At 71.8% G+C, this 21,516-nt stretch carries 18 protein-coding genes; 9 read left to right on the top strand and 9 right to left on the bottom strand.

The features are described 5' to 3' along the window. Positions 1-80: 80 nt before the first annotated feature. Complete coding sequence (rocD, locus tag ACZ69M_RS17655) at positions 81-1,286, top strand: ornithine--oxo-acid transaminase (protein ID WP_470050744.1); 1,206 nt, start codon at positions 81-83, stop codon at positions 1,284-1,286. A gap of 18 nt (positions 1,287-1,304) precedes the next feature. Here the strand turns inward: rocD and ACZ69M_RS17650 are convergent, their stop codons facing one another. Then, the gene (locus ACZ69M_RS17650) at positions 1,305-2,492 is read right to left on the bottom strand and encodes a glutathionylspermidine synthase family protein (protein ID WP_470050743.1); all 1,188 of its coding nucleotides are present in this window, start codon (positions 2,490-2,492) and stop codon (positions 1,305-1,307) included. A 65-nt stretch (positions 2,493-2,557) separates the two neighbouring features. Further along, the gene (locus tag ACZ69M_RS17645; RefSeq protein WP_470050741.1) at positions 2,558-2,950 is read right to left on the bottom strand and encodes a hypothetical protein; all 393 of its coding nucleotides are present in this window, start codon (positions 2,948-2,950) and stop codon (positions 2,558-2,560) included. A 135-nt stretch (positions 2,951-3,085) separates the two neighbouring features. Here ACZ69M_RS17645 and ACZ69M_RS17640 point away from each other — a divergent pair, with 135 nt between their 5' ends. Next, complete coding sequence (locus ACZ69M_RS17640; RefSeq protein ID WP_470050970.1) at positions 3,086-3,925, top strand: DMT family transporter; 840 nt, start codon at positions 3,086-3,088, stop codon at positions 3,923-3,925. Positions 3,926-4,063: 138 nt separating this feature from the next. Here the strand turns inward: ACZ69M_RS17640 and ACZ69M_RS17635 are convergent, their stop codons facing one another. Then, positions 4,064-4,843: a DUF3050 domain-containing protein gene (locus ACZ69M_RS17635; protein WP_470050739.1), complete on the bottom strand. Its 780-nt coding sequence runs from the start codon at positions 4,841-4,843 to the stop codon at positions 4,064-4,066. 233 nt (positions 4,844-5,076) lie between these two features. Between ACZ69M_RS17635 and ACZ69M_RS17630 the strand changes: the two genes are divergently transcribed. From ACZ69M_RS17630 to ACZ69M_RS17605, 6 genes are all read left to right on the top strand, one after another. Next, positions 5,077-5,664 (top strand): antibiotic biosynthesis monooxygenase, encoded by a 588-nt coding sequence (locus ACZ69M_RS17630; RefSeq protein WP_470050968.1) that lies wholly within the window; start codon positions 5,077-5,079, stop codon positions 5,662-5,664. Positions 5,665-5,694: 30 nt separating this feature from the next. Beyond that, complete coding sequence (gene pabB, locus ACZ69M_RS17625) at positions 5,695-7,893, top strand: aminodeoxychorismate synthase component I (protein ID WP_470050738.1); 2,199 nt, start codon at positions 5,695-5,697, stop codon at positions 7,891-7,893. After that, entirely contained in the window at positions 7,890-9,461 is a 1,572-nt protein-coding gene (locus ACZ69M_RS17620; RefSeq protein ID WP_470050736.1) for an AMP-binding protein, read from the top strand. Before pabB ends, ACZ69M_RS17620 begins: the two co-directional genes overlap by 4 nt. 95 nt (positions 9,462-9,556) lie before the next feature. Beyond that, on the top strand, positions 9,557-11,128 hold the full coding sequence (locus tag ACZ69M_RS17615) for a class I adenylate-forming enzyme family protein (protein WP_470050734.1): 1,572 nt from the start codon (positions 9,557-9,559) through the stop codon (positions 11,126-11,128). Continuing rightward, on the top strand, positions 11,125-12,324 hold the full coding sequence (locus ACZ69M_RS17610) for an FAD-dependent monooxygenase (RefSeq protein ID WP_470050732.1): 1,200 nt from the start codon (positions 11,125-11,127) through the stop codon (positions 12,322-12,324). The genes ACZ69M_RS17615 and ACZ69M_RS17610 overlap by 4 nt, the downstream gene beginning before the upstream one ends. A gap of 18 nt (positions 12,325-12,342) precedes the next feature. Further along, positions 12,343-13,149, top strand: a complete 807-nt coding sequence (locus tag ACZ69M_RS17605) for an aminotransferase class IV (RefSeq protein ID WP_470050730.1) — start codon at positions 12,343-12,345, stop codon at positions 13,147-13,149. A gap of 119 nt (positions 13,150-13,268) precedes the next feature. Here the strand turns inward: ACZ69M_RS17605 and ACZ69M_RS17600 are convergent, their stop codons facing one another. Both ACZ69M_RS17600 and pdxR read right to left on the bottom strand, forming a co-directional pair. After that, positions 13,269-13,760 (bottom strand): carboxymuconolactone decarboxylase family protein, encoded by a 492-nt coding sequence (locus ACZ69M_RS17600; RefSeq protein ID WP_470050728.1) that lies wholly within the window; start codon positions 13,758-13,760, stop codon positions 13,269-13,271. Then, positions 13,750-15,264, bottom strand: a complete 1,515-nt coding sequence (gene pdxR / locus ACZ69M_RS17595) for a MocR-like pyridoxine biosynthesis transcription factor PdxR (protein ID WP_470050726.1) — start codon at positions 15,262-15,264, stop codon at positions 13,750-13,752. Before pdxR ends, ACZ69M_RS17600 begins: the two co-directional genes overlap by 11 nt. Positions 15,265-15,311: 47 nt before the next feature. On the opposite strand from pdxR, the gene ACZ69M_RS17590 reads away from it, so the two are divergent. Further along, positions 15,312-15,833 (top strand): carboxymuconolactone decarboxylase family protein, encoded by a 522-nt coding sequence (locus ACZ69M_RS17590; RefSeq protein WP_470050724.1) that lies wholly within the window; start codon positions 15,312-15,314, stop codon positions 15,831-15,833. Positions 15,834-15,938: 105 nt separating this feature from the next. On the opposite strand, the gene ACZ69M_RS17585 is transcribed toward ACZ69M_RS17590, so the two are convergent. From ACZ69M_RS17585 to ACZ69M_RS17570, 4 genes are read right to left on the bottom strand one after another with little or no spacing between them, the layout of a single operon-like run. Then, entirely contained in the window at positions 15,939-16,895 is a 957-nt protein-coding gene (locus tag ACZ69M_RS17585; RefSeq protein WP_470050723.1) for an ABC transporter substrate-binding protein, read from the bottom strand. Between the two features lies 1 nt (position 16,896). Further along, positions 16,897-18,855 (bottom strand): ABC transporter permease, encoded by a 1,959-nt coding sequence (locus tag ACZ69M_RS17580; RefSeq protein ID WP_470050721.1) that lies wholly within the window; start codon positions 18,853-18,855, stop codon positions 16,897-16,899. Continuing rightward, positions 18,855-19,928, bottom strand: coding sequence for a quaternary amine ABC transporter ATP-binding protein (locus tag ACZ69M_RS17575; protein WP_470050719.1), 1,074 nt, complete (start codon positions 19,926-19,928; stop codon positions 18,855-18,857). The genes ACZ69M_RS17580 and ACZ69M_RS17575 overlap by 1 nt, the downstream gene beginning before the upstream one ends. Continuing rightward, a complete protein-coding gene (locus ACZ69M_RS17570; protein WP_470050717.1) occupies positions 19,928-21,475 on the bottom strand; it encodes a GMC family oxidoreductase in 1,548 nt (515 codons plus the stop codon). The genes ACZ69M_RS17575 and ACZ69M_RS17570 overlap by 1 nt, the downstream gene beginning before the upstream one ends. Between the last annotated feature and the right edge of the window lie 41 nt (positions 21,476-21,516).

Raw genomic sequence — 21,516 nt, 5'->3', positions numbered from 1 at the left:
GCGAGCGACGATAGGAAGGGAGCCACGAGCCCGCCCCCCCGTGCGGCAGCGGTCCCCGCGCTGCAGGAAACGGAGATCCCGTGACCACCACCGAACGACTCATCGCCTCGGCCGACGCGCACGGCGCGCACAACTACCACCCGCTGCCGGTCGTCGTGGCGACGGCGGACGGGGCCTGGATGACGGACGTCGAGGGGCGCCGTTTCCTCGACCTGCTGGCCGGCTACTCGGCGCTGAACTTCGGCCACGGCAACCGGCGGCTGCTCGACGCGGCGAAGGCGCAGCTGGAGCGGGTGACGCTGACCTCGCGGGCCTTCCACCACGACCGGTTCGCCGACTTCTGCGCGCAGCTCGCGCAGCTGTGCGGCATGGAGATGGTGCTGCCGATGAACACGGGCGCGGAGGCGGTGGAGACCGCCGTGAAGACGGCCAGGAAGTGGGGGTACCGCGTCAAGGGCGTCCCCGACGGCCGGGCGAGGATCGTCGTGGCGAGCGACAACTTCCACGGCCGTACGACGACGCTCATCAGCTTCTCCACGGACGCGGAGGCACGGACGGACTTCGGGCCGTTCACGCCGGGCTTCGACATCGTGCCGTACGGGGACCTGGCCGCGCTGCGGGCGGCGGTCACCGAGGAGACGGTCGCGGTGCTGCTGGAGCCGATCCAGGGCGAGGCGGGCGTGCTGGTGCCGCCGCCCGGCTACCTCGCCGGGGTGCGGGACCTGACGCGCGAACGGAACGTCCTCTTCGTCGCGGACGAGATCCAGTCCGGTCTTGGTCGCACGGGCCGCACCTTCGCGTGCGAGCACGAGGGCGTGGTGCCGGACATGTACGTCCTGGGCAAGGCGCTCGGGGGCGGGGTCGTACCGGTGTCGGCGGTGGTGTCGAGCAGGGAGGTGCTCGGGGTGTTCCGGCCCGGTGAGCACGGGTCGACGTTCGGCGGGAACCCGCTGGCCTGCGCGGTGGCGCTCGAGGTGATCGCGATGCTGCGGTCGGGCGAGTTCCAGCGGCGCGCCGCGGAACTGGGTGACCATCTGCACCGGGAGCTGGGGCTGCTGACGGGCTCGGGGCATGTCACGGCGGTGCGCGGGCGGGGGCTGTGGGCGGGCGTCGACATCGCCCCCGAGTACGGCACGGGACGCGAGATCTCCGAGCGGCTGATGGACCGGGGTGTCCTGGTCAAGGACACCCACGGGGTCACGGTCCGGATCGCCCCGCCGCTGGTCATCAGCAAGGAGGACCTGGACTGGGGGCTGGCTCAGCTGCGTGCGGTGCTGGGTGCCTGAGCGCTCCGCCGGAGCCGCCTAGAGGATCACGTGGGGCAGGAAGCGGGCGTACTCGTCCGTGACCAGCCCGGACGATTCGCGGATGCCGAGCCCCGCCGACTCGCCGTCCACGACCCAGGCGCCGAGGACGACATGGTTGCCGTCGAAGGAGGGAAGGGGGGCCAGTTCCTGGTAGCAGCAGGGCTCGTCCTCGCGTACGACGGGGGCGGCGCCCGGCGCGTGCACCGTCACCCCGGCGCCCTCGCGGCCGAGGAGCGGCTTGGCGACGTATCCCTGGGTGGTGGCCAGCTCCCGGGGTCCGTCGAGGTGGGCGGGGAGGAGGTTGGGGTGGCCCGGGTACAGCTCCCAGAGCACGGCGAGGAGGGCCTTGTTGCTGAGGAGCATCTTCCAGGCGGGCTCGATCCACAGGGTCGTGCCCGTACCGCCGCCGTTGTCGAGGGTGTCCAGGACGTGGTCGGCGAAGCGGTCGGTGGTGAGCCACTCCCAGGGGTAGAGCTTGAAGCAGCTGCGGATGAAACGGAGCTGGTTGTCGACGAAGCGGCCGGAGAGGGGGTCCCAGCCGATCTCCTCCACCGAGATCCAGTCGGTGTCGAGGCCCGCCTGCTCCGCCGTCTCCTTCAGGTACGCGACGGTCATGAGGTCCTCGCCGAGTTCGTCGGCGGCGGAGTGCGCGAAGTAGAGGGGCCTGCCCGGCGGGAGGAGGGCGGCCTGCTTCTTCCAGGCGGCGACGAGGCGTTCGTGCAGGGAGTTCCACTGGTCGGCGCCGGGGAAACGGTCCTCCATCCAGAACCACTGGGGGCTCGCCGCCTCGACCAGGGACGTCGGGGTGTCCGCGTTGTACTCCAGCATCCTGGCGGGGCCCGTGCCGTCGTAGCGCAGGTCGAAACGGCCGTAGACGGACGGGAGTTCGCCACGGCGCCGCCAGGCCTCGGCGACGGCACGCACGACGCGCGGGTCGGTGATGCCGAGGTCGGCGAAACGGTTCTCCGTGACGATGTGCTCGGCCGCCGCCAGGCACATGCGGTGCAGTTCCTCGACGACCTCCTCCAGCGCCTCCACCTCCGGGAGCGAGAAGGCGTAGTACGCGCTCTCGTCCCAGTAGGGGCGCAGGGAGTCGTCCGGGTAGCGGGTCAGGGGGTAGATGAGGCCCTGTTGCTCGACGGTCTGCTGCCAGCCGGCGCGGGGCTCGATGGTGCGGCGTTCCATGGCGTACGGGTCCGATCGGTGCTGGGCGCGCGGCCTACGGGTGCGGTGACGTGGTGTCGCGTCGCTCAGCCGCCGGAGCTGCCCTTGCCGCTGCCGAAGCCGCCGCGGTCGACGGAGTGGTGGCTGCCGCCGCTGGTGCTGCTGCCGGATCCCTTGCTCGCCTTGGTGAAGGAGCCGCCGTCGACCCAGCCGCCCTTCTTCTTGCCGCCGTAGTACCAGCCGCTGCTGACCGAGGTCTTGGTGGTCTCGGTCTTGGAGGTCTTGGAGGTCTTGACGGACTTGGTGGTCTTGCAGTTCTTGTCCGCGATGACCTTGTAGCCCTTGAGCGAGGTGTAGCTGTCGCGGTCGACACAGCGCTTGTCCGGCTCCGAGGAGCAGGCGGTGAGGGCCGCCGCCAGGAGTCCCATGCCGCCGAGCACGACCGTGCCCGAGCGCAGTTGCCGTCGTGTGTCCGCCATCTTCGATCCCCCGTTTGTCAGGACAGTGCGCGCGCTTTGCCTGGCGCAGGCGATCAGATTAGAGGTGCTTTGCACAAGGCAGGCGGGGGACCCCTGCGATTCGGCGTCCCCTACAGTCACTTCGTGCTCTTTGGAATGGTGTGCGCACTCGGTGCGGCGGTCTGCTTCGGTACGGCGACGGTGTTGCAGGCGATCGCCGCGCGGGCGGCGGCCGACAGCGGCGGCTCGGGCGGGGACGCGGCTCTGCTGCTGCGGGCGCTGCGGCAGTGGCGGTATCTCGCGGGCCTCGCGCTGGACGGGCTCGGCTTCCTGTTGCAGATCGCGGCGCTTCGCTCCATCCCCATCTACGCGGTCGGGGCGGCGCTGGCGGCGAGCCTCGCGGTGACGGCGGTGGTCGCCGCGCGGCTGCTGCATGTGCGGCTGAGCGGGGTGGAGTGGGCCGCGGTGGGGGTGGTGTGCGCGGGGCTGGCGATGCTCGGGCTGGCGTCCGGGACGGAGGGCAGCGAGGCCGGGTCCATGACGCTGAAGTACTGGATGCTGGGGACCGCGGTCGTCGTACTGCTGCTCGGTCTGGTGGGCGGGCGGATGTCCGGGCGGGGCCGGGCGCTGGTCCTCGGCCTCGGGGCCGGGTTCGGGTTCGGGGTCGTCGAGGTCTCGGTACGGCTGATCGACGATCTCGCGCCCGCCACGCTGCTGACCAACCCGGCGACGTACGCGCTGCTCATCGGCGGAGGCGCCGCGTTCATCCTGCTGACCTCGGCGCTCCAGCGCGGCTCGGTGACGACGGCCACGGCCGGTCTGGTCATCGGCGAGACCATCGGACCGGCCCTGGTGGGCGTGATCTGGCTGGGCGACCGCACCCGCGAGGGCCTGGCCTGGCTGGCGGTGCTGGGGTTCGCGGTGGCGGTGGCGGGCGCGTTGGCACTGGCCCGGTTCGGGGAGGCGCCGGTGGAGGAGCCAGTGGTGGAGGGGTGACGGGGCGACGGGGCGCGTGGTCCACGACTTGACGGACTGGCTTACGGGGCGCCGACTCGGCGCTTCACCGAGTTCCGGTGCCGTTCCCGCCACCTGTGCCCCCGCCCCCGGTCGGGGGCACGACCGTTGGCCGGGGCCTCAGGCCATCGCCTCCACGATCCCGTCCCACAGCCGGACCCTCGCCTCGAGGGCCAGCGTCGCCGTTTCGACCGCCTCCTGCCAGCGTGTGTCGTCCGTGCCGCAGAGGTCGGCCACCATCTGCATGGCCATGGGGGTGTGTTCCTCGCCGTCGACCTCGATATGTCGGGCCAGGTAGTCGCAGAAGAGCGGGAACCGGTCGGTGCCCTCCTTCTTGATGACCTGGTCGAACATGTCGGGGATGAGGTCCTCCCGGGAGAAGGCGAACGCGGCCGCCCGGCAGTGCAGCGGCCGGTCCGAGATGATCTCGAAGGTGGTGCGGACGAACTCCGCGGCGGGTGCGGGGACTTGGGCGACGCGGAGCGCCGAGGGCACGTCGTGGCCCTCGGTGATCAGGGCGAGGAAGGTGTCGATCCTGGTCGTGTCGGCGTCCGCCTCGGTCATGCCCGCGCGGTACAGCTCGAAGTGGCTGGTGAAACCGCCGTTCAGTTCGTCGCTCTCCTCGACCAGGACGATGTCGTTGATCAGGCGTCGGCTCACCTCCGTGCCGCGCGGCACCCAGGGGACGTCGACGCAGGTCAGTTCCCGCTGGAGGGACTTCAGGAGCGACATGAAGTCCCATACCGCGAACACATGGTGCGTCATGAACGTCGCCATGTCCTCCCGACTGTTTATCCGCTGGTAAATCGGGTGGGTGGTGACCTCCTTCCGAGCGGGTTCGATCACGGAACGCGCCTGCTCGATTCCCTCGTTGTTCATATTCCAGTCGTACCTGGACATGGGATCTCCTCCTTGATGCCGGATGGGGGCCACAGCGGCGATGGATGGCGATCGTGCAGCTTTATCACGGGACCCCGCAAGCACTTTCTGAAATTACGGGAGAGTTACCAGGAGTATCGATCGACAGAAGATGTCAAGATAACCGAAAGGTAAACAAACAGTCACGATCCGGACACTCAAGAAACTTCGTTGAAGATTTGAACGCGCTGTATGCGCTTTCCGTATTCGATGGCGTGACCAGGAATCCCGTAACCGTCACCGTGGCGTATCACGTGATCCCGGGCCGCGAGACCGACTTCCACTCCTGGGGGTGGGCCGTGCTGCGGGCGAGCTCGCGCGAACCGGGCTTCCTGGGGGGTGGTGTACTTGCCGACGGAGAGGCGGAGTGGCATGTGGTCTACCGCTTCGACAGCGAGGGATCGGCCCTGGCCTGGGAAGACTCGACCATCCGGGCGCAGTGGGCCACCCGGGCGGACCCGTTCGCCCGGGAGACGGGCCGGCGGAGCGTCCGGGGCTCCAAGAGCTGGTTCGACGCCCAGACCGGCGCCCCGAAACCGCCGTCCGCACCGCCCCCACCCGCAAAATGGAAGCTTTGGTTCATCAATATGAGCGCGGTTTTCCCACCAGTGCTCTTATTCAATCTGCTCGTGATTCCGTATCTCGGCGGTCTCAATCCGCTCATCCGAACGCTGCTGCTGTGTCTGTGTGTGACGGCCCTCGTCACCTGGATTCTCATGCCGCGCCTCCAGCGATTCTTCAAGAAATGGCTGTACCCACCGCTCCAGGCGCTCCGCGGACGCCACAAAAGACGGACCGCGTAGGCCCGAGAACGATCAAAGGGAGGTGGGCGGGTGAAGACCCTGCTCATCGACAATTACGACTCGTACACGTACAACCTGTTCCAGCTGATCGCCGAGGTCAACGGCGAGGAGCCGGTGGTGATCCTCAACGACGCCGCCGTCGACGGAACAGCCGGAAGAACTCCGGATCTCTCGGAATTCGACAATGTGGTGGTGTCGCCCGGCCCGGGACACCCGGCCGAATCCCGTGACTTCGGGATCAGCGCCAGAGTGCTCGCGGAGTCCACGATCCCGGTGCTCGGTGTCTGTCTGGGTCACCAGGGCATCGCGCTCGGGGAGCGGGGCCGGGTGCTGCCCGCCCCGGAGCCCCGGCACGGGCATCTGTCGAGGATCCGGCACGACGAGCTGGACCTGTTCCAGGGGCTGCCGCAGCACTTCACCGCGGTCCGCTACCACTCGCTGTCCGTGCGCGAGCCGCTGCCCGAGACCCTGGAAGCCACGGCCTGGTCCGAGGACGGCGTCCTGATGGGGCTGCGGCACCGCACCCGGCCGCTGTGGGGGGTGCAGTTCCACCCGGAGTCCGTCCTGAGCGAGTACGGCCACCGAATGCTCGTGAACTTCCGCAACCTCACGGCGCAACGCGCCCGCAAGACCCGTACGAAGAACACCGCGGTCACCCCGTCCGCGGCGGCCATCCCCGCCCCCGCCGCGCCCTCCCGCCCCACGCGGACCGTCCGCCCCGCCCACCGGCTGCACACCCGCCGCATCGCCACCGCCGTCGACGCGGAGGCCGCCTTCACCCGCATGTACGCCGCCTCTCCGCGGGCGTTCTGGCTGGACAGCGCGCGCGTCGAGGAAGGACAGTCACGGTTCTCGTTCTTCGGTGACGGCTCCGGGCCGCTGTCGGAGTTCGTCCGGTACGACGTCACGACCGGCCGCTGCGAGATCGAGCGGGCCGGCCGGCCGCCGCGCAAGGTCCGGGCGAGCGTCTTCGACTACCTCAAGCGGCAGTTGGCGAACCGTCACGTGGACGCCACCGGGCTGCCCTTCGACTTCACCGGCGGATACGTCGGCTACTTCGGGTACGAGACCAAGGCCGACTGCGGCTCCCCCAACCGCCACCGGGCCGAAACCCCCGACGCCTGCTGGCTGTTCGCCGACCGGCTGATCGCGGTGGACCACCAGGAGGGCTTCACCTACGCCGTCTGTGTGGCCGAGGACACCCCCCAGGCCACCCGGGAGGCCACCGACTGGCTCGACGGCGCGCTCGCCCAGCTCACCTTCGTCGGCCCCGACCCGCAGCCTTTACCGCCCGCCCCCGTGTCGGCCGAGCCGGACCTCGGCGCCGCCGAACCGTGGCTCGTCCGCGACCGGGCCACCTACCTCGCGGACATCGAGGCCTGCGTGCGCGAACTCCGCGCGGGCACCAGCTACGAGATCTGTCTGACCAACGCCGCCCGGCTGCCCGCGCCGCCCGACGCGTACGACTTCTACCGGGTGCTGCGCCGCGTCAACCCCGCGCCGTACGCGGCCTTCCTGCGGTTCGGCGACCTCGACGTGGCGAGCGCCTCCCCCGAGCGTTTCCTGCGGATCACCCGCGGCGGCGTCGCCGAGGCCCGGCCCATCAAGGGCACCGCGCCCCGGGGCGACACCCCGCAGGAGGACACCCGCCTGCGGGACGCGCTCGCCGCCGACGCCAAGACCCGCGCCGAGAACCTGATGATCGTCGACCTGCTCCGCAACGACCTGGGCCGGGTCTGCCGGACCGGGACGGTACGCGTCTCCCGGCTCATGGCCACCGAGACCTACGCCACCGTCCACCAGCTCGTCTCCACCGTCGAGGGCCGGCTGCGCGCGGAGACGGACGCGGTGGACTGCGTCCGCGCCTGCTTCCCCGGCGGCTCGATGACCGGCGCGCCGAAGCTGCGCACCATGGAGATCATCGACACGCTGGAGACCGAGGCGCGCGGGGTGTACTCCGGGGCCCTCGGCTACCTGGGGTGCAGCGGCGGCGCCGACCTCAGCATCGTCATCCGTACCGCCGTACTCGCGGACGGGCTGACGCACCTGGGCGCGGGCGGCGCGATCGTCCTCGACTCCGATCCGGCCGCGGAGTACGACGAGATGCTGCTGAAGACGGCGGCACAGATGCGGGCCCTGCGGGAACACCAGGAATCCACCACGGCAGGGGGGAGCGCCCGTCGGGCGGACACCCCCCGCCGAGCCGCCGTAGAGGAGCCCGCCCGGTGACGATCCCCACGTCCACGCCGACTCCGCAGCCGGCGGCCGCCACCCACGCCGACGCCGACGCCCCCGGCAACCTCGCCACCCATCTCGCCGCGCTCGCCGAGCGGCGCGGCTGGGGCGAGCGGATCGCCTTCCACCAGGGCCACCGGGCCTGGACGCACGGCGAGGTGCACGAGCTCGCGGGCCGCGCGGCCGGAGTGCTCTCCGGGCACGGCGTGGGCGCGGGCGACCGGGTGCTGCTCGCGCTGCCCGACGGCATCGCCTGGGTGGCGGCCTTCCTCGCCACCGCCCGGCTGGGCGCCGTCGCGGTCCTGGTCAACCCCGAACTGCCCCCGGCCGAGCACGCGTTCATGGCCGAGGACACCAAGGCCGTGCTCTGCGTGACCGGACCGGGCCTGGAGGACCGCTTCACCGACCGAGTGCGCCTCGGCGCCGATCAGCTGATGGCGCTCAGCGCCGACGCCGAGCCGGCCGCCGCGCACCCGGTCGACGCGCACACCCCGCTCTACGTCCAGTACACCTCCGGCACCACCGGCCGGCCCAAGGGTGTCGTGCACTGCCACGGCGACCCGAAGACGTACCACGACCTCATCGGCCGGCGGCTGCTGCGGATCACCCCGGACGACGTCACCCTGTCGGTGTCGAAGCTGTACTTCGCGTACGGCTTCGGCAACGCCTTCGTCTTCCCGCTCTTCTCCGGCTCCTCCGCCGTCCTGGTGGACCGGCGTCCGAACCCGGCCGCCGTGGACGAGCTGGTCGCCCGGCACCGGGTCACCCTGCTCTACTCCGTTCCCTCCGCGTACGCCGCCCTCGTCGCCGACCGGGGCAACGGCCACGCGACCTGCTTCGCCTCCGTACGGGCCGCCGTGTCGGCCGGGGAGGGCCTGCCCGAGGGGCTCGAGAAGCAGGTCGCCGATCTGCTGCGCGCGCCGGTCCTGGAGCAGCTCGGCTCCACCGAGGCCGGTCACGCGTTCTGCGCCAACAGCTTCGAGCACAACCACCCGGGCACGGTCGGCCGCCCGGTCCCCGGCTTCGAGGTGGAGCTGCGCGACGGCGCCGGTGTGCCGGTGGAGGACGGCGCGGAGGGCGAACTCTGGGTGCGCGGGCCGACGCTGACGCCCGGCTATCTGAACCGGCCCGAGGAGACGGCACGCACCCTGGTCGGCGGCTGGCTGGCCACCCACGACCGGGCGCGCCGGGAGCCCGACGGCAGCTACCGGCACCTGGGACGCACCGACGACCTGGAGATGGTCGGCGGGATCACCATCTCCCCGCTGGAGGTGGAGGCCGTGCTGCGGGCCCACCCGGCGGTGAAGGAGGTCGCGGTCGCGGCCATGACCGACTGGCGCGGTTTCAGCCGGCTGCGGGCCTTCGTCGTCCCCGTCTCGCCCCTGCCGCCCGGTCTCTCCGGACTGTCCGGGCCGTCCGGTCTCGAGGCGGAACTCGTGGGCCTGGCGCGCGAGCACCTCGCCGCGTTCAAGGTCCCCAGAGCCATCAGCTTCGTCCCGTCGCTGCCCCGCACCTCGACCGGGAAACTCCGCCGCCACCTAGTCCGCCAGGGCGCCTGGTGACCACCGCGGCACCGCGACCACGGATCACCGGCCCCGACCACACACCACGACCGCAGACCACAGCCACAGACCACAGGACAGAAGGGAACGGGCACATGCGACAGCAGCAGCCCCTGCTCGCCGACCGCGGTTTCTACCTGGGCCCGATGTTCCGGCACGCGGCGGACCGCCACGGAGCCGTCTTCGTCACCCTGGACCGGCCGCTCGACGTCCGTCCCGGCCTCGGGGTCGACCTCAGTTATCCGGTCCTGGCCGAGGTGGTCGAGGAGCTCTCCGGACGGCTGTGGGAGGCCGGGGTCCGGCCCTCGGAGGAGGTGGTCGTCCACAAGACGGACAACGTCGACATCGTCCTGCTGACCTGCGCCGTCTCCCGTATCGGGGCCGTTCCCGTGCTCCTGTCGCCCGCGCTCGCAGGCCCGGTGGTGGGCCGGCTTCTCGAACGGCTCCACAAACCGTGGCTGATCACCGACAGGGCCAAGCTGGAAGGCCCGCTGGCGGACGTCGGCCTCTCCGCGCTCGTACGACGGACGCTCTCCGTGGACGACGCGCCCGGGGCCGAACCCCTGGAGAAGTACGCCGGGGCAGAGACTCCCTCTCCCGTCCGGCTGCATCCGCGCGAGCCCGCCCTGATCACCCACAGCTCGGGCACCACCGGCCTGCCCAAGCTCGCCGTGCACTGCGCGAACACCATGTGGAACCGGCTCGTCCCGCAGAAGGCGATGGGCTGGCCCACCCGCGGCGAGACCGCCGCGCTGCACATGTCGTTCGTACACTCGCGCTTCTACCATCTGCTCGGCGTCCTGCTGCACTTCGGCAGCCCGCTGGTGCTCATCACCGACCCGGACCCCGCCACGGTGGGACCGCTGCTGACCCGGCACCGCCCCGGCATCGTCGAGACCCACCCCAACACCTTCGTGCTGTGGGAGGAGTTGGCCGACGCGCCCGGAGCGCCGCTGTCCCGGGTCCGCTCGTACGGCTCCACGTTCGACGCGATCCATCCGCGCACCGTACGGCGGCTGCTGGACGCCTCGAAGCGGCGCGCGCCCTGGCTGATCCAGCTGTACGGGCAGAGCGAGACGGGTCCGGTGGCCTTCCAGTGGTTCACCCGGCGCAGCGCCGGCCGCGCGGACGGGCGCCGGGTCGGGATCGGGATTCCCGGCTTCACCCGGGTCCGGGTCACGGACGACTCCGGCGGGCGGGCCAGGCCCGGCACGCCCGGCCGCATCGAGGCCCGCACCCGAGGGCGGATCCTCACCTATCTCGGCGCCCGGGAGCAGTACCAGCGCCAGCTCGACGACGGCGGCTGGTGGCAGATGGGCGACATGGGGTACCAGGACCGGCTGGGCGGACTCCATCTGATCGACCGTGAGATCGATCAGATCGACTCGGTGCACAGCAATCTGGAGGTCGAGGACGCCCTGATGGACCGCCTCGAGGAGCTGCGTGAGGTGGTCATCGTGCCCGGCGCGGACCGCGAACCGGTGCCGGTGGTGTGCGTGCGCGGCGAACAGCCGCTGGACCCGGCGCGCTGGCGGGAGGCCACGGCCGGTCTGCCGCCCCTGGCCGAGCCCCGGCAGTGGCGCTTCGAGGAGCTGCCGATGACCGCGACCTGGAAGGTGAAGCGGGTGGAGCTCACCCGCATGCTGACCGAGGGCGTACGCGCGTGAGCGGCGCGCCCGGCCATCCGGTCCTCGTGGTGGGTGCCGGGCCCGTCGGGCTGTCGGCGGCGCTCGCGCTGCGGGCGCACGGGCTGCCGGTCGTGCTCCTGGAGGCGGACCCCGAGGAGCGCGAACGCCCGGGCAGCCGCGCCCTGTTCGTGCACCGGGAGACCCTGCGGCTGCTCGACGGGATGCGCCCGGGACTGGCCGCCGAGATCACGGCGTACGGGCGCACCTGGCACACCAGACGGACCCTGTACCGGGGCCGCGAGGTGTACGCCCGCACCTTCCCGCCACCGTCCACGCCCGGCCTCCCGCCCTTCACCAGCCTGCGTCAGGTGGACACCGAGCGTTTCCTGCGCGCCGCGTGCGAGGCGGCCGGAGTGGAGTTCGCGTGGGGGGCGCGGGTGACGGGGGTGCGCGTCGCACCGACGGAGGTCGTGCTCACCGGCGAGGACGGCCGCGTCTGGACCGGCACGCACGCCGTCGCCGCCGACGGGGCACGCTCGGCGGTCCGGGGCGAGCTGGGCATCCCGATGGAGGGGACGCGCGCGGACGGCTTCCATGTCGTCGTGGACGTCGCCGACCTGCCGGGCGCCGAGCTGCCGTTGGAGCGGGTCTTCCACTACGAGCACCCGGGGGTGGGCGGCCGCAGTGTGATGCGGGTGCCGTTCACCGGGGGCTTCCAGGTCGACCTGCAGTGCCGGGACGACGACACGCAGGAGGCGTACGGGACCGAGGAGGCCGTACGGGAATGGCTGCCCGCGGTGGTGGGCGACGGGTACGCCGAACGGATCCTGTGGGTGTCGACGTACCGTTTCCTGCGCAAGGTCGCCGCCTCGTTCAGTGACCCGCACCGGCGGGTGCTGCTCGTCGGCGAGGCCGCCCATCTGTTCCCGCCGTTCGGCGCGCGCGGGATGAACAGCGGGATCGCGGACGCGGCGGCCGCCGCGCGGGCTATCGCCGACGGGACGGCCGCCGCGGTCGCCGACTTCGCCGAGGTCCGGCGGGCCGCGGCCCTGTTCAACAGCGCGGCCGCCGGCAGCGCGCTGGACCATCTGCGCCCGCATCGCCGGATCGTCCGGGTCAAACAGCGGGCGGCTGCGGCGCTCGCGCCCGTGCTGCCGTGGTGCGGTTCCTGGCTGGAGCACGCGCCGTACGGGCCACGGAACGGCTCGCCCGCTGTCGCGGGCCGCAAGTACTGAGACCGAGAGGGGTACGCAGTGACACAACCGGCCATCGCGGAGGAGCTGTTGACGTGGGCGCCAGGCCGTGGGCTGACCTCCGGTCCGGCCCCCGGTACGTCGCCGGGCGGCCGGCTGCTCGTCGCGGACTCGTGGCTGCTGCGCGACGGCCGGATGCGCGGCTTCGACCGGCACCGGGAACGCTTCCTGCGGGCCTGCGGCGACTGCGGCGGCCCGCCGCTGGACCGGCTCGTCGCGTTCTGGCGGGACATGACCGCCGCGCTGCCGCGCACCGGGGAGTGGTTCCCCCGGGTCGAACTCGCCTCGGGCTCCATGGAGTTGCGGCTGCTGCTGCGGCACGCGCCGCCGCTCGGCACGGGCGTGCGGGTCTGGGCGGCGGGGCAGAGCGATCCACGGACCGTCCCCCGTCGCAAGGGGCCCGACCTGGACACCCTGGCCCGGGTGAGGCGGCGGGCCGCCGGGGAAGGCGCGGAAGAGGCGGTGCTGATCGCGTCCTCCGGTGTGGTGCTGGAGACGGCCACGGCCAGTGTGCTGTGGTGGGAGGACGACACCCTGTGCCTGCCCTCGCCGCAGCTGCCCGTCCTGGCCGGAGTGACCGCCGGCCTCATCCAGGAGCGGGCCCACCGGTCCGGGATCCGTGTCGCCCACCGCGAACGGACCGTGGCCGAGCTCGACGGCCGTGAGGTGTGGCTCGTGAACGCGCTGCACGGGATCCGGCCGGTGACCGCCTGGACGGCACGGCCGATGAACCCGGCGCCGGCCGTGCGCGCCCCGGAATGGCGGCAGTGGCTGGACGACATCATGGAACCGCTGCCTGCCGACTGAATTCCTTGCACAAAAGCCGAAGACGGCGCGAAAGCCGAAGACGGACCGATGGCAGAAAAGCAGCGCCGGGACGAATTGAATTCGCCCCGGCGCTCCCTCTCATGCCCTCATTCCCGAATTCAGCTTTTCTTCTGGGCCGGCTGATAGGCACCCGGCACCATACGGGTCGCAATCGCGGTCCGGTTGTACGCGTTGATGACCGTGGCCACCCAGATCAGCGCCGCGATCTGGGCCTCGTCGAAGACCTCCGCCGCCGCGGCGTAGACCGCGTCCGGCACGTGTCCGTCGTGGACCAGCGTCACGGCCTCGGCCAACGCCAGTGCGGCACGCTCCCGTTCGGTGAAGAACGGGGTCTCCCGCCAGGCGTTCAGGGCGTAGATCCGCTGCTCGGTCTCGCCCCCGGCACGGGCGTCCTTGGTGTGCATGTCGAGGCAGAACGCGCAGCCGTTGAGCTGCGAGGCGCGAATCCGGATCAGCTCCAGGAGTTCTGGTTCGACCTTGGCGTCCTGGGCCGCGGAAACGGCGGCGCCGTGCAGGGCGGCCATGGCACCGGACACCTCGGGGGTAATCTTCTTGAGGGCCACACGGGACAGGGCTTCACTATTGGTCATGAGGCGACTCTATTCCATGAAAAGGGCCGTCATCCCCCTCGTCATGGAAAGTACCGTTGAAATTTCCGTGGAAAGTTCCGTGGAAAGTCAGTGCCGCGCACAATGCGTCCAGCGCCCCCGACCACCCGTGGTCCGGCGGTGTCCCGTACCCCACCACCAGCGCGTCGGTCCGCCCGGCGGGCGCCTGCGGGTGGCGGTAGCGGTCGAGCCCGTGCAGCGCGAGCCCCTGCCAGGCCGCCGCCCGCAGCGTCTCCTGCTCGGTGCCGGGCGGCAGGCGCAGCACCACGTGCAGGCCCGCCGCGATGCCCGTGGCCCGGACCCCGGGAGCCTGTTCGGCGAGCCGCGCCACCAGGGCGTCCCGGCGGCGCCGGTAGCGCAGCCGGGACGCGCGGACGTGGCGGTCGTAGGCGCCCGACGTGATGAACTCCGCCAGGGTGAGCTGGTCCAGCACCCCGCACGACCAGTCCGCCCCGCCCTTCGCCGCGACCACCTCCGGGGCGAGCGACGGCGGCAGCACCAGCCAGCCCAGCCGCAGACCGGGGGCCAGGGACTTGCTGGCCGTGCCCACATGGACCACGTGGTCGGGGTCGAGGCCCTGGAGGGCGCCGACCGGCTGACGGTCGTAGCGGAACTCCCCGTCGTAGTCGTCCTCCACGATCAGACCGCCGCCGCGTCGCGCCCAGTCCACCACCTGCGCCCGCCGGTCGGGGTGCAGCGGCAGGCCCATCGGGAACTGGTGGGCGGGCGTCATCAGCACCGCCCGTACGCCTCCCAGCGCGCTCCCGCCCTGCGGGCCGGCCGCCAACTCCTCCGTACGCGTGCCGAGTTCGTCGAATCCGAGCGGCACCGTCCGCAGCCCGGCCCGCTCCAGCAGCAGCCAGTGGACGTCGAGCCCGTACGACTCCACGGCCAGCGAGTCCAGGCCCCGTCCGCGCAGCACCTGGCCGAGCAGCATCAGGCCGTGCACGAAGCCGGAGCAGATGACGATGTGCTCCGGGTCCGTGCGGACGCCCCGGGCGCGGGCCAGATAGCCGGCCAGGGCGGTGCGCAGTTCCACCCGGCCGCGCGGGTCGCCGTAGTCGAGGGCCTCGTGCGGGGCGACGGTCAGGGCGCGGCGCGCGGCCTTCAGCCAGGCCGCGCGGGGGAAGGAGGACAGGTCGGGGGAGCCGGGGACCAGGTCGTACGCCGGGCGGGCGTGGGCCGGACGGCCGGGTGCGGAGGTGGTGGCAGGGGCCGGCACCGGGCGGCGGGCGACGCTCGTGCCCGAGCCCTGGCGGGCGGTGAGCCAGCCCTCCGCGACCAGGTCCGCGTACGCCTCCGCGACCGTGTTGCGGGCGATGCCCAGGTCGGCGGCGAGGGAGCGGGAGGAGGGCAGCCGGGTGCCGGGCGCGAGGCGGCCACTGCGGACCGCCGCACGGAGGGCTTCCGTCAGACCTCTGCGGACACCGGGTCCGGTCGGCTCGACGTGGAGGTCGACCCCGAAAGTGGCCCAGGATTTTGCCATGTAAATGGACCATACTCCTGGGCTGCTTCGCTCGTAGGGTCGAGAGTATGACGACGAACGACACCACCGACGAGACGACCGGCGCCACCGCCGAGTACGCCCCCGAGCACAGCCCCCGCCTGCACTGGGCCAAGCACGCCCCCGAGGTCTACAAGGCCATGCTCCGGCTGGAGACGGCCGCGCAGCAGGGGCTGGAGCCGAAGCTGCGTGAGCTGGTGAAGATCCGTGCCTCGCAGCTCAACCACTGCGCGTTCTGCCTCGACATGCACACCAAGGACGCGCTGGCCGCCGGGGAGAGCGTGCAGCGGATCGTCCAGCTCAGCGCGTGGGAGGAGTCGAAGCACTTCTACACGGCAAAGGAGCTCGCGGCGATCGAGCTGACCGAGGCCGTCACCGTCCTCACCGACGGATTCGTACCGGACGAGGTGTACGAGAAGGCGGCACAGCACTTCGAGGAGGCCGAGCTGGCGCAGCTGATCGCCGCGATCACGGTGATCAACGCGTGGAACCGGTTCGGCGTGAGCACGCGTATGGTCCCGGGCCACTACGAGGCGGGCCGGCACCAGTGACGGAGCGCGGCGCCGGCGCTGACGGAGGCGGTGGCCGTCCTGACGGAGGGCTTCGCCGTCGGATCCCACCGGGGGGACACGCACCGTGGGCGGGGTCGGCCGGGGTCACGACAGCCACGTACGCCATGTCGACGCGTGGCTGTCGACCCACTTCTTCGCCGCGTCCTGCGGCGACATCTTGTCGTTCGCGATCATCAGGGAGACCTCGTTCTGGTCCTCGGTGGTCCACTTGAACTTCTTCAGGAAGGCGGCCGCCTTGCCGCCGCTCTTCGCGAAGTCGGCGTTCAGGTACTTCTGGAGCGGTGTGTGCGGGTAGGCGCAGGCGACCTTGGCCGCGTCGGCGTCGCAGCCCTCCTTGTACGGCGGCAGCTTCACCTCCGTCATCGGGATCTTCTTGAAGAGCCACTGGGGCGAGTACCAGTAGGTGAGGAAGGGCTTCTTCTCCTTGGCGAACTGCTTCATCTGGGTGATCTGCGCGGCCTCCGAACCGGCGAACACCACCTGGTAGTTCAGCTTCAGGTTGGCCACCAGGGCCTTGTCGTTGGTGACGTAGGACGGTGAGCCGTCCATGAGCTGGCCCTTGCCGCCGCTCTCCGCGGTGCGCAGCTGGTCGGCGTACTTGTCGAGGTTCTTCCAGTCGGTCACGTCGGGGTGCTGCTCGGCGAAGTACGTCGGGACGTACCAGCCGATGTGCCCGGTGACGCCCAGGTCCCCGCCGGGGGCGATCGTCTTCTTGTCCTCGACGTACCGCTTCTCCTGGTCGGGGTGGCCCCAGTCCTCCAGGATGGCGTCGACCCGGCCCTGGCTGAGCGCGTCCCACGCGGGGACCTCGTCGACCTGGACGGTGTCGACGCGATAGCCGAGCTCGTGCTCCAGCAGGTACCGCGCGACGGCCACGTTGGCCTGCGCGCCCACCCAGGACTGGACGGAGAGGGTCAGGCTCCTCGAGCCCCGCGCGTTCGCGAAGGGCGAGGCCTGCTTGGTCATGTCGACGGCGCCGCAACCGGTCAGCGTCAGCAGCGCGGCCGCACCGGCCATCACCGAAGTCGTACGTAGACGCATGTCACGCTCCCTTCTTCGTGGTCCGCGCGGTCGGCTGGGTCACCCGGTCGAGCATCAGGCCGAGGCAGACGATCGCCGCGCCGGCGACGAGGCCGGTCGCCAGGTCGCCCTGTGCGAGGCCGAACACGACGTCGTAGCCGAGCGCGCCACCGCCGACCAGACCGCCGATGATGACGACGGCGAGGACGAGCACGACGCCCTGGTTGACGGCGAGCAGCAGCGACTGGCGGGCCAGCGGCAGCTGGACCTGGCGCAGCTGCTGGGCGCCGGTCGCGCCGAGCGAGCATGCCGACTCCAGCGCGGCCGGGTCGACGGCGCGCAGGCCCTGGGTGGTGATGCGGACGACGGCGGGCAGCGCGTAGACGACCGCGGCGGCCACGGCGGGCGCGCGGCCCACGCCGAACAGCGCCACCACCGGGATCAGGTAGACGAACTGCGGCATCGTCTGGAAGACGTCCAGGACCGGCCGCAGCAGCCGCTCGACGCGCTCGCTGCGCGCCGCCGCGATACCGGTCGCGAAGCCGAGCACGAGGGTCACGGCGACCGCGGCGAGGACCTGCGACAGCGTGTCCAGGGACGGCTTCCACACGCCGAGCACCCCGATCGCGGCCATCGCGAGGACCGCGGTGAGGGCGGTGCGCCAGGTGCCGATCAGCCACGCGAGGGCGGCGACGATCAGCAGGACCGACCACCAGGGCAGCCACTGGAGGCCGTCCCGGACGGGATCCAGGACCCAGGTGGTGAAGTGGCCCGCCCAGTCGGCGGTGCCGCCGATGTAGGGGACGCCCGAGTAGAGGTGGTTGGTCATCCAGTCGACGACCCGGTTCACGGGCTCGGCGATGGAGAGGGTCCAGGAGGCGGGCCAGTCGAGACGGCCGGCGAGGTGTCCGGCCAGCGCCACGGCGAGGGCCGCGGCAGCGGCGTACGCCCAGCGCAGTGCCATCGCGGGGGAGTCCGAGCCGAGCCGCTCCCCCGCCGCTCCCGTCACCCGGTCGAGGACGACCGCGAGCAGCACGATGGGGATGCCGGCGGCGAGTGCGGCGCCCACGTCGACGGAGGCCAGGGCCTGGTAGACGCGGTCGCCGAGGCCGCCCGCGCCGATCACGGAGGCGATGACCGCCATGGACAGGGCCATCATGATCGTCTGGTTGAGGCCGAGGAGGAGTTCCTTGCGGGCCAGCGGGAGGCGGGCGGTCAGCAGGCGCTGGCGGGCGGTGGCGCCGAGCGAGGTGACGGCCTCCATCACCCCGGCGTCGGCGTCGCGCAGGCCGAGCGCGGTGAGCCGGGCCATGGGCGGGGCGGCGTACACGACGGTGGCCAGGACGGCGGCGGGCACGCCGATGCCGAAGACGAGGACGACGGGCAGGAGGTACGCGAACGCCGGCAGCACCTGCATGGTGTCGAGGACGGGACGCAGCGCGCGGTAGGTGCGGTCGGACAGCCCGGCGGCGAGGCCGAGCAGCGCGCCCAGCAGGACGGACGCGAGGACGGCGACCACCATGAGCGCGAGGGTCTGCATGGTCGGTACCCACATGCCGAGGAGTCCGCAGGCGAGGAACGCGGCGGCCGTGCCGAGCGCGAGCCGTACGCCCGCCGTGCGCCAGGCGACGAGTGCCGCGAGGGCTGTCACACCGGCCCAGCCCGCCGCGAGCAGCACCACGTAGACGGCGCGCACGCAGAGGACGACGGCGCTGCTGACGTACCCGAAGAAGTACAGGAACAGGGGGTGGCTGTCCCGGTTGTCGATGATCCACCCACTGGCTCGGCCGAGGGGTGCGGAGAGATCGACGGTGAGGGCGCCCGGCCAGGTGCCGCTCGCCCAGTGGGAGTCGAGGACCGGGACGATCACGGCCGCCGCGACGGCGAGCAGCAGCAGTTTGCCGACGGCCCGGTGTCCGCGGAGGTTCTTGAGCAGGGCGGAGACGCCGGAGTGACCGACGGTCGCGGTGACGGTGGCCATCAGGCGGCCTCCCCACGGGGGCCGTCCGGCGCCCCGGCGGCGGGCGTGTCCGCGCCGGCCACCACGCCGAGCAGCGCCGCCGAGTCCACGACGCCGACGCAGCGTCCCTGGTCCATCACGCGGGCGGGGTCGCCCGAGCGGGCCACGGCCTCGATGGCCTCGGAGACGGTCGCGTCGGGTGCGAGCGCCGGGCCCCGGGCGGCCTCCGCGGCGGACGCGGCCCGCATGGCCGTACGGACGGTCATGACCTGTTCGCGCGGTACGTCCCGGACGAACTCGCGGACGTAGTCGTCGGCGGGCGAGCCGACGATCTCCTCGGGGGTGCCGAGCTGGACGACACGGCCGTCGCGCATGAGCGCGATGCGGTCGCCCAGCCGCAGCGCCTCGTTGAGGTCGTGGGTGATGAAGACCATCGTGCGGCCCTCGTCGTGGTGCAGCCGGATGACCTCCTCCTGCATGTCGCGCCGGATCAGCGGGTCGAGCGCGCTGAACGGCTCGTCGAAGAGCAGGACTTCGGGGTCGACGGCGAGCGCGCGGGCGAGCCCGACGCGCTGCTGCTGGCCGCCGGACAGCTGACCGGGCCTGCGCTGCTCCATGCCCTCCAGGCCGACCTTGGCGACGACCTCGGCGGCCTTCTCGCGGCGCTCCGCCTTGCCGACACCCTGGATCTCCAGGCCGTACGCCACGTTGTCGAGCACCGAGCGGTGCGGGAGCAGGCCGAAGTGCTGGAAGACCATCGCGGCGCGGTGGCGGCGCAGTTCCCGCAGCCGGTTCTTGTCCATGGCGCGTACGTCCTCGCCGTCGATGACGATCGCGCCCGCGGTCGGCTCGATCAGCCGGGTGAGGCAGCGGACCAGCGTGGACTTGCCGGAGCCGGACAGCCCCATGACGACGAAGACCTCGCCCTTGCGGACGTCGAAGCCGACGTCCCGGACGGCGGCCGTGCAGCCGGTGCGGGAGCGGAGTTCGGCGGGGCTGAGGGCGGCGAGCCCGGGGTCGGCGGGGACGCGCTCGGCCTTCGGCCCGAACACCTTCCACAGGCCGTCGACGGAGAAGACCGAATCGGTACTCATCACGCACCGCCCCCGATCAGCTCGGCGCATTTCTCCCCGACCATGAGCACTCCGATCATCGGGTTCACGGCGGGCATCGTCGGGAAGACGGACGCGTCGGCGATCCGCAGACCGTCGAGGCCGCGCACCCTCAACTCGGGGTCGACCACGGCCAGTTGATCATCCGTGGCGCCCATCCGGCAGGTGCCCGCCGGGTGGTAGACGGTGTGCGCGACCTGACGGGCGTACGCGCTCAGCTCCTCGTCGTCGGTGACCTCGGGCCCGGGGCACACCTCGCGCCCCAGCCAGCCGGCGAGCGGCTCGGTGCGGGCGATCCGGCGGGCGATGCGGATGCCGTCGACGAGGGTGCGGCCGTCGTAGTCGTCCTCGTCCGTGAAGTAGCGGAAGTCGAGGGCGGGCTTGACCGAGGGATCGGCGCTGGTCAGGTAGAGGCGGCCGCGGCTGCGCGGTTTGGGGATGTTGGGGGTCATGGAGACGCCGTGCGCCGGGCGTTCGTAGCCCAGCCGCTCCGGGTTGTCCGTGAAGGGGATCTGGTAGAAGTGGAACATCAGGTCGGGGCCCGCCTGTTCGGGGTCGCGGCGCACGAACAGGCCCGCGTCGGAGTCCATCGCCGAGTTCTCCGGGATCGGCCCGTTGGTCTCCCAGACGATGACCGACTCGGGGTGGTCGAGCAGGTTCTCGCCGACGCCGGGCAGGTCGTGGACGACGGGTATGCCGAGCTCCGCCAGGTCGTGGGCGGGCCCGATCCCGGAATGCAGCAGCAGCCGCGGCGAGTCGACCGCGCCCGCGCACAGCAGGACCTCGCGCCGGGCCCGTACGAGGGTCTCCGTGCCGTCCGCGGCGCGTACGTGCACGCCCGTGGCGCGCGTCCCCTCCAGCTCCAGCCGGTACGCCCAGGTCTCCAGCAGCAGCGTGAGGTTGGGCCGTTCGTCCATCACCGGGTGGAGATACGCGACCGACGCGCTGGAGCGCTTGTTGTTCTCGGGGTGGTAGGCGAGGTCGAAGAAACCGGTGCCCTCGGTGAACGGCTTCTTGTTGAAGCCCTCGACGAGGGGCACGCCCAGCGCGCCCCGGGCGGCGTCGACGAAGTCGCGGGCGATGGCGTTGCGGTCCTTCTCGTCGACCGGGACGATGTTGTTGAGGAGCCGCGCGAAGTACGCCTCCATGGGCACCGCGCCCCAGCCCTTGGCGCCCGCCGCCTCCCACTCGTCCCAGTCGGACGGCAGCGGCTTGAAGGCGATCAGCGTGTTGTGGGACGAACAGCCGCCGAGGACGCGGGCCCGGCTGTGCCGGATGTGCGAGTTGCCGCGCGGCTGCACGGTGGTCGGGTAGTCGTAGTCCAGTTCGCCGCCGAGCAGGCCCATCCAGCGGCGCAGGGTGAGGACGTCCTCACGGCCGACGTCGCTGGGACCGCCCTCGATGACGGCGACCGTGACGTCGGCGTTCTCGGTGAGCCGGGAGGCGATGACGGAGCCTGCCGTGCCGCCGCCGATGACGACGTAGTCGTAACTGTTCTCGGACGCGTTCTCGTGCGTGCTTTCGTGCATGGGGGTGCTCCAGGGTGCAAGGGGCAGGTGCTGTGTGGGCT

The sequence above is a fragment of the Streptomyces sp. NPDC107454 genome (assembly GCF_055582885.1).
Note: the sequence above shows the minus strand (reverse complement) of the source record. Positions and strands in the feature narration are given on the sequence as shown.

Coding starts and splice junctions, on each gene's coding strand:
- ACZ69M_RS17585 (WP_470050723.1), bottom strand. CDS start 16,895: ATGCGTCTACGTACGACTTCGGTGATGGCCGGTGCGGCCGCGCTGCTG.
- ACZ69M_RS17640 (WP_470050970.1), top strand. CDS start 3,086: ATGGTGTGCGCACTCGGTGCGGCGGTCTGCTTCGGTACGGCGACGGTG.
- ACZ69M_RS17580 (WP_470050721.1), bottom strand. CDS start 18,855: ATGGCCACCGTCACCGCGACCGTCGGTCACTCCGGCGTCTCCGCCCTG.
- ACZ69M_RS17635 (WP_470050739.1), bottom strand. CDS start 4,843: ATGTCCAGGTACGACTGGAATATGAACAACGAGGGAATCGAGCAGGCG.
- ACZ69M_RS17575 (WP_470050719.1), bottom strand. CDS start 19,928: ATGAGTACCGATTCGGTCTTCTCCGTCGACGGCCTGTGGAAGGTGTTC.
- ACZ69M_RS17615 (WP_470050734.1), top strand. CDS start 9,557: ATGCGACAGCAGCAGCCCCTGCTCGCCGACCGCGGTTTCTACCTGGGC.
- ACZ69M_RS17645 (WP_470050741.1), bottom strand. CDS start 2,950: ATGGCGGACACACGACGGCAACTGCGCTCGGGCACGGTCGTGCTCGGC.
- ACZ69M_RS17590 (WP_470050724.1), top strand. CDS start 15,312: ATGACGACGAACGACACCACCGACGAGACGACCGGCGCCACCGCCGAG.
- ACZ69M_RS17650 (WP_470050743.1), bottom strand. CDS start 2,492: ATGGAACGCCGCACCATCGAGCCCCGCGCCGGCTGGCAGCAGACCGTC.
- ACZ69M_RS17600 (WP_470050728.1), bottom strand. CDS start 13,760: ATGACCAATAGTGAAGCCCTGTCCCGTGTGGCCCTCAAGAAGATTACC.
- pdxR (WP_470050726.1), bottom strand. CDS start 15,264: ATGGCAAAATCCTGGGCCACTTTCGGGGTCGACCTCCACGTCGAGCCG.
- ACZ69M_RS17570 (WP_470050717.1), bottom strand. CDS start 21,475: ATGCACGAAAGCACGCACGAGAACGCGTCCGAGAACAGTTACGACTAC.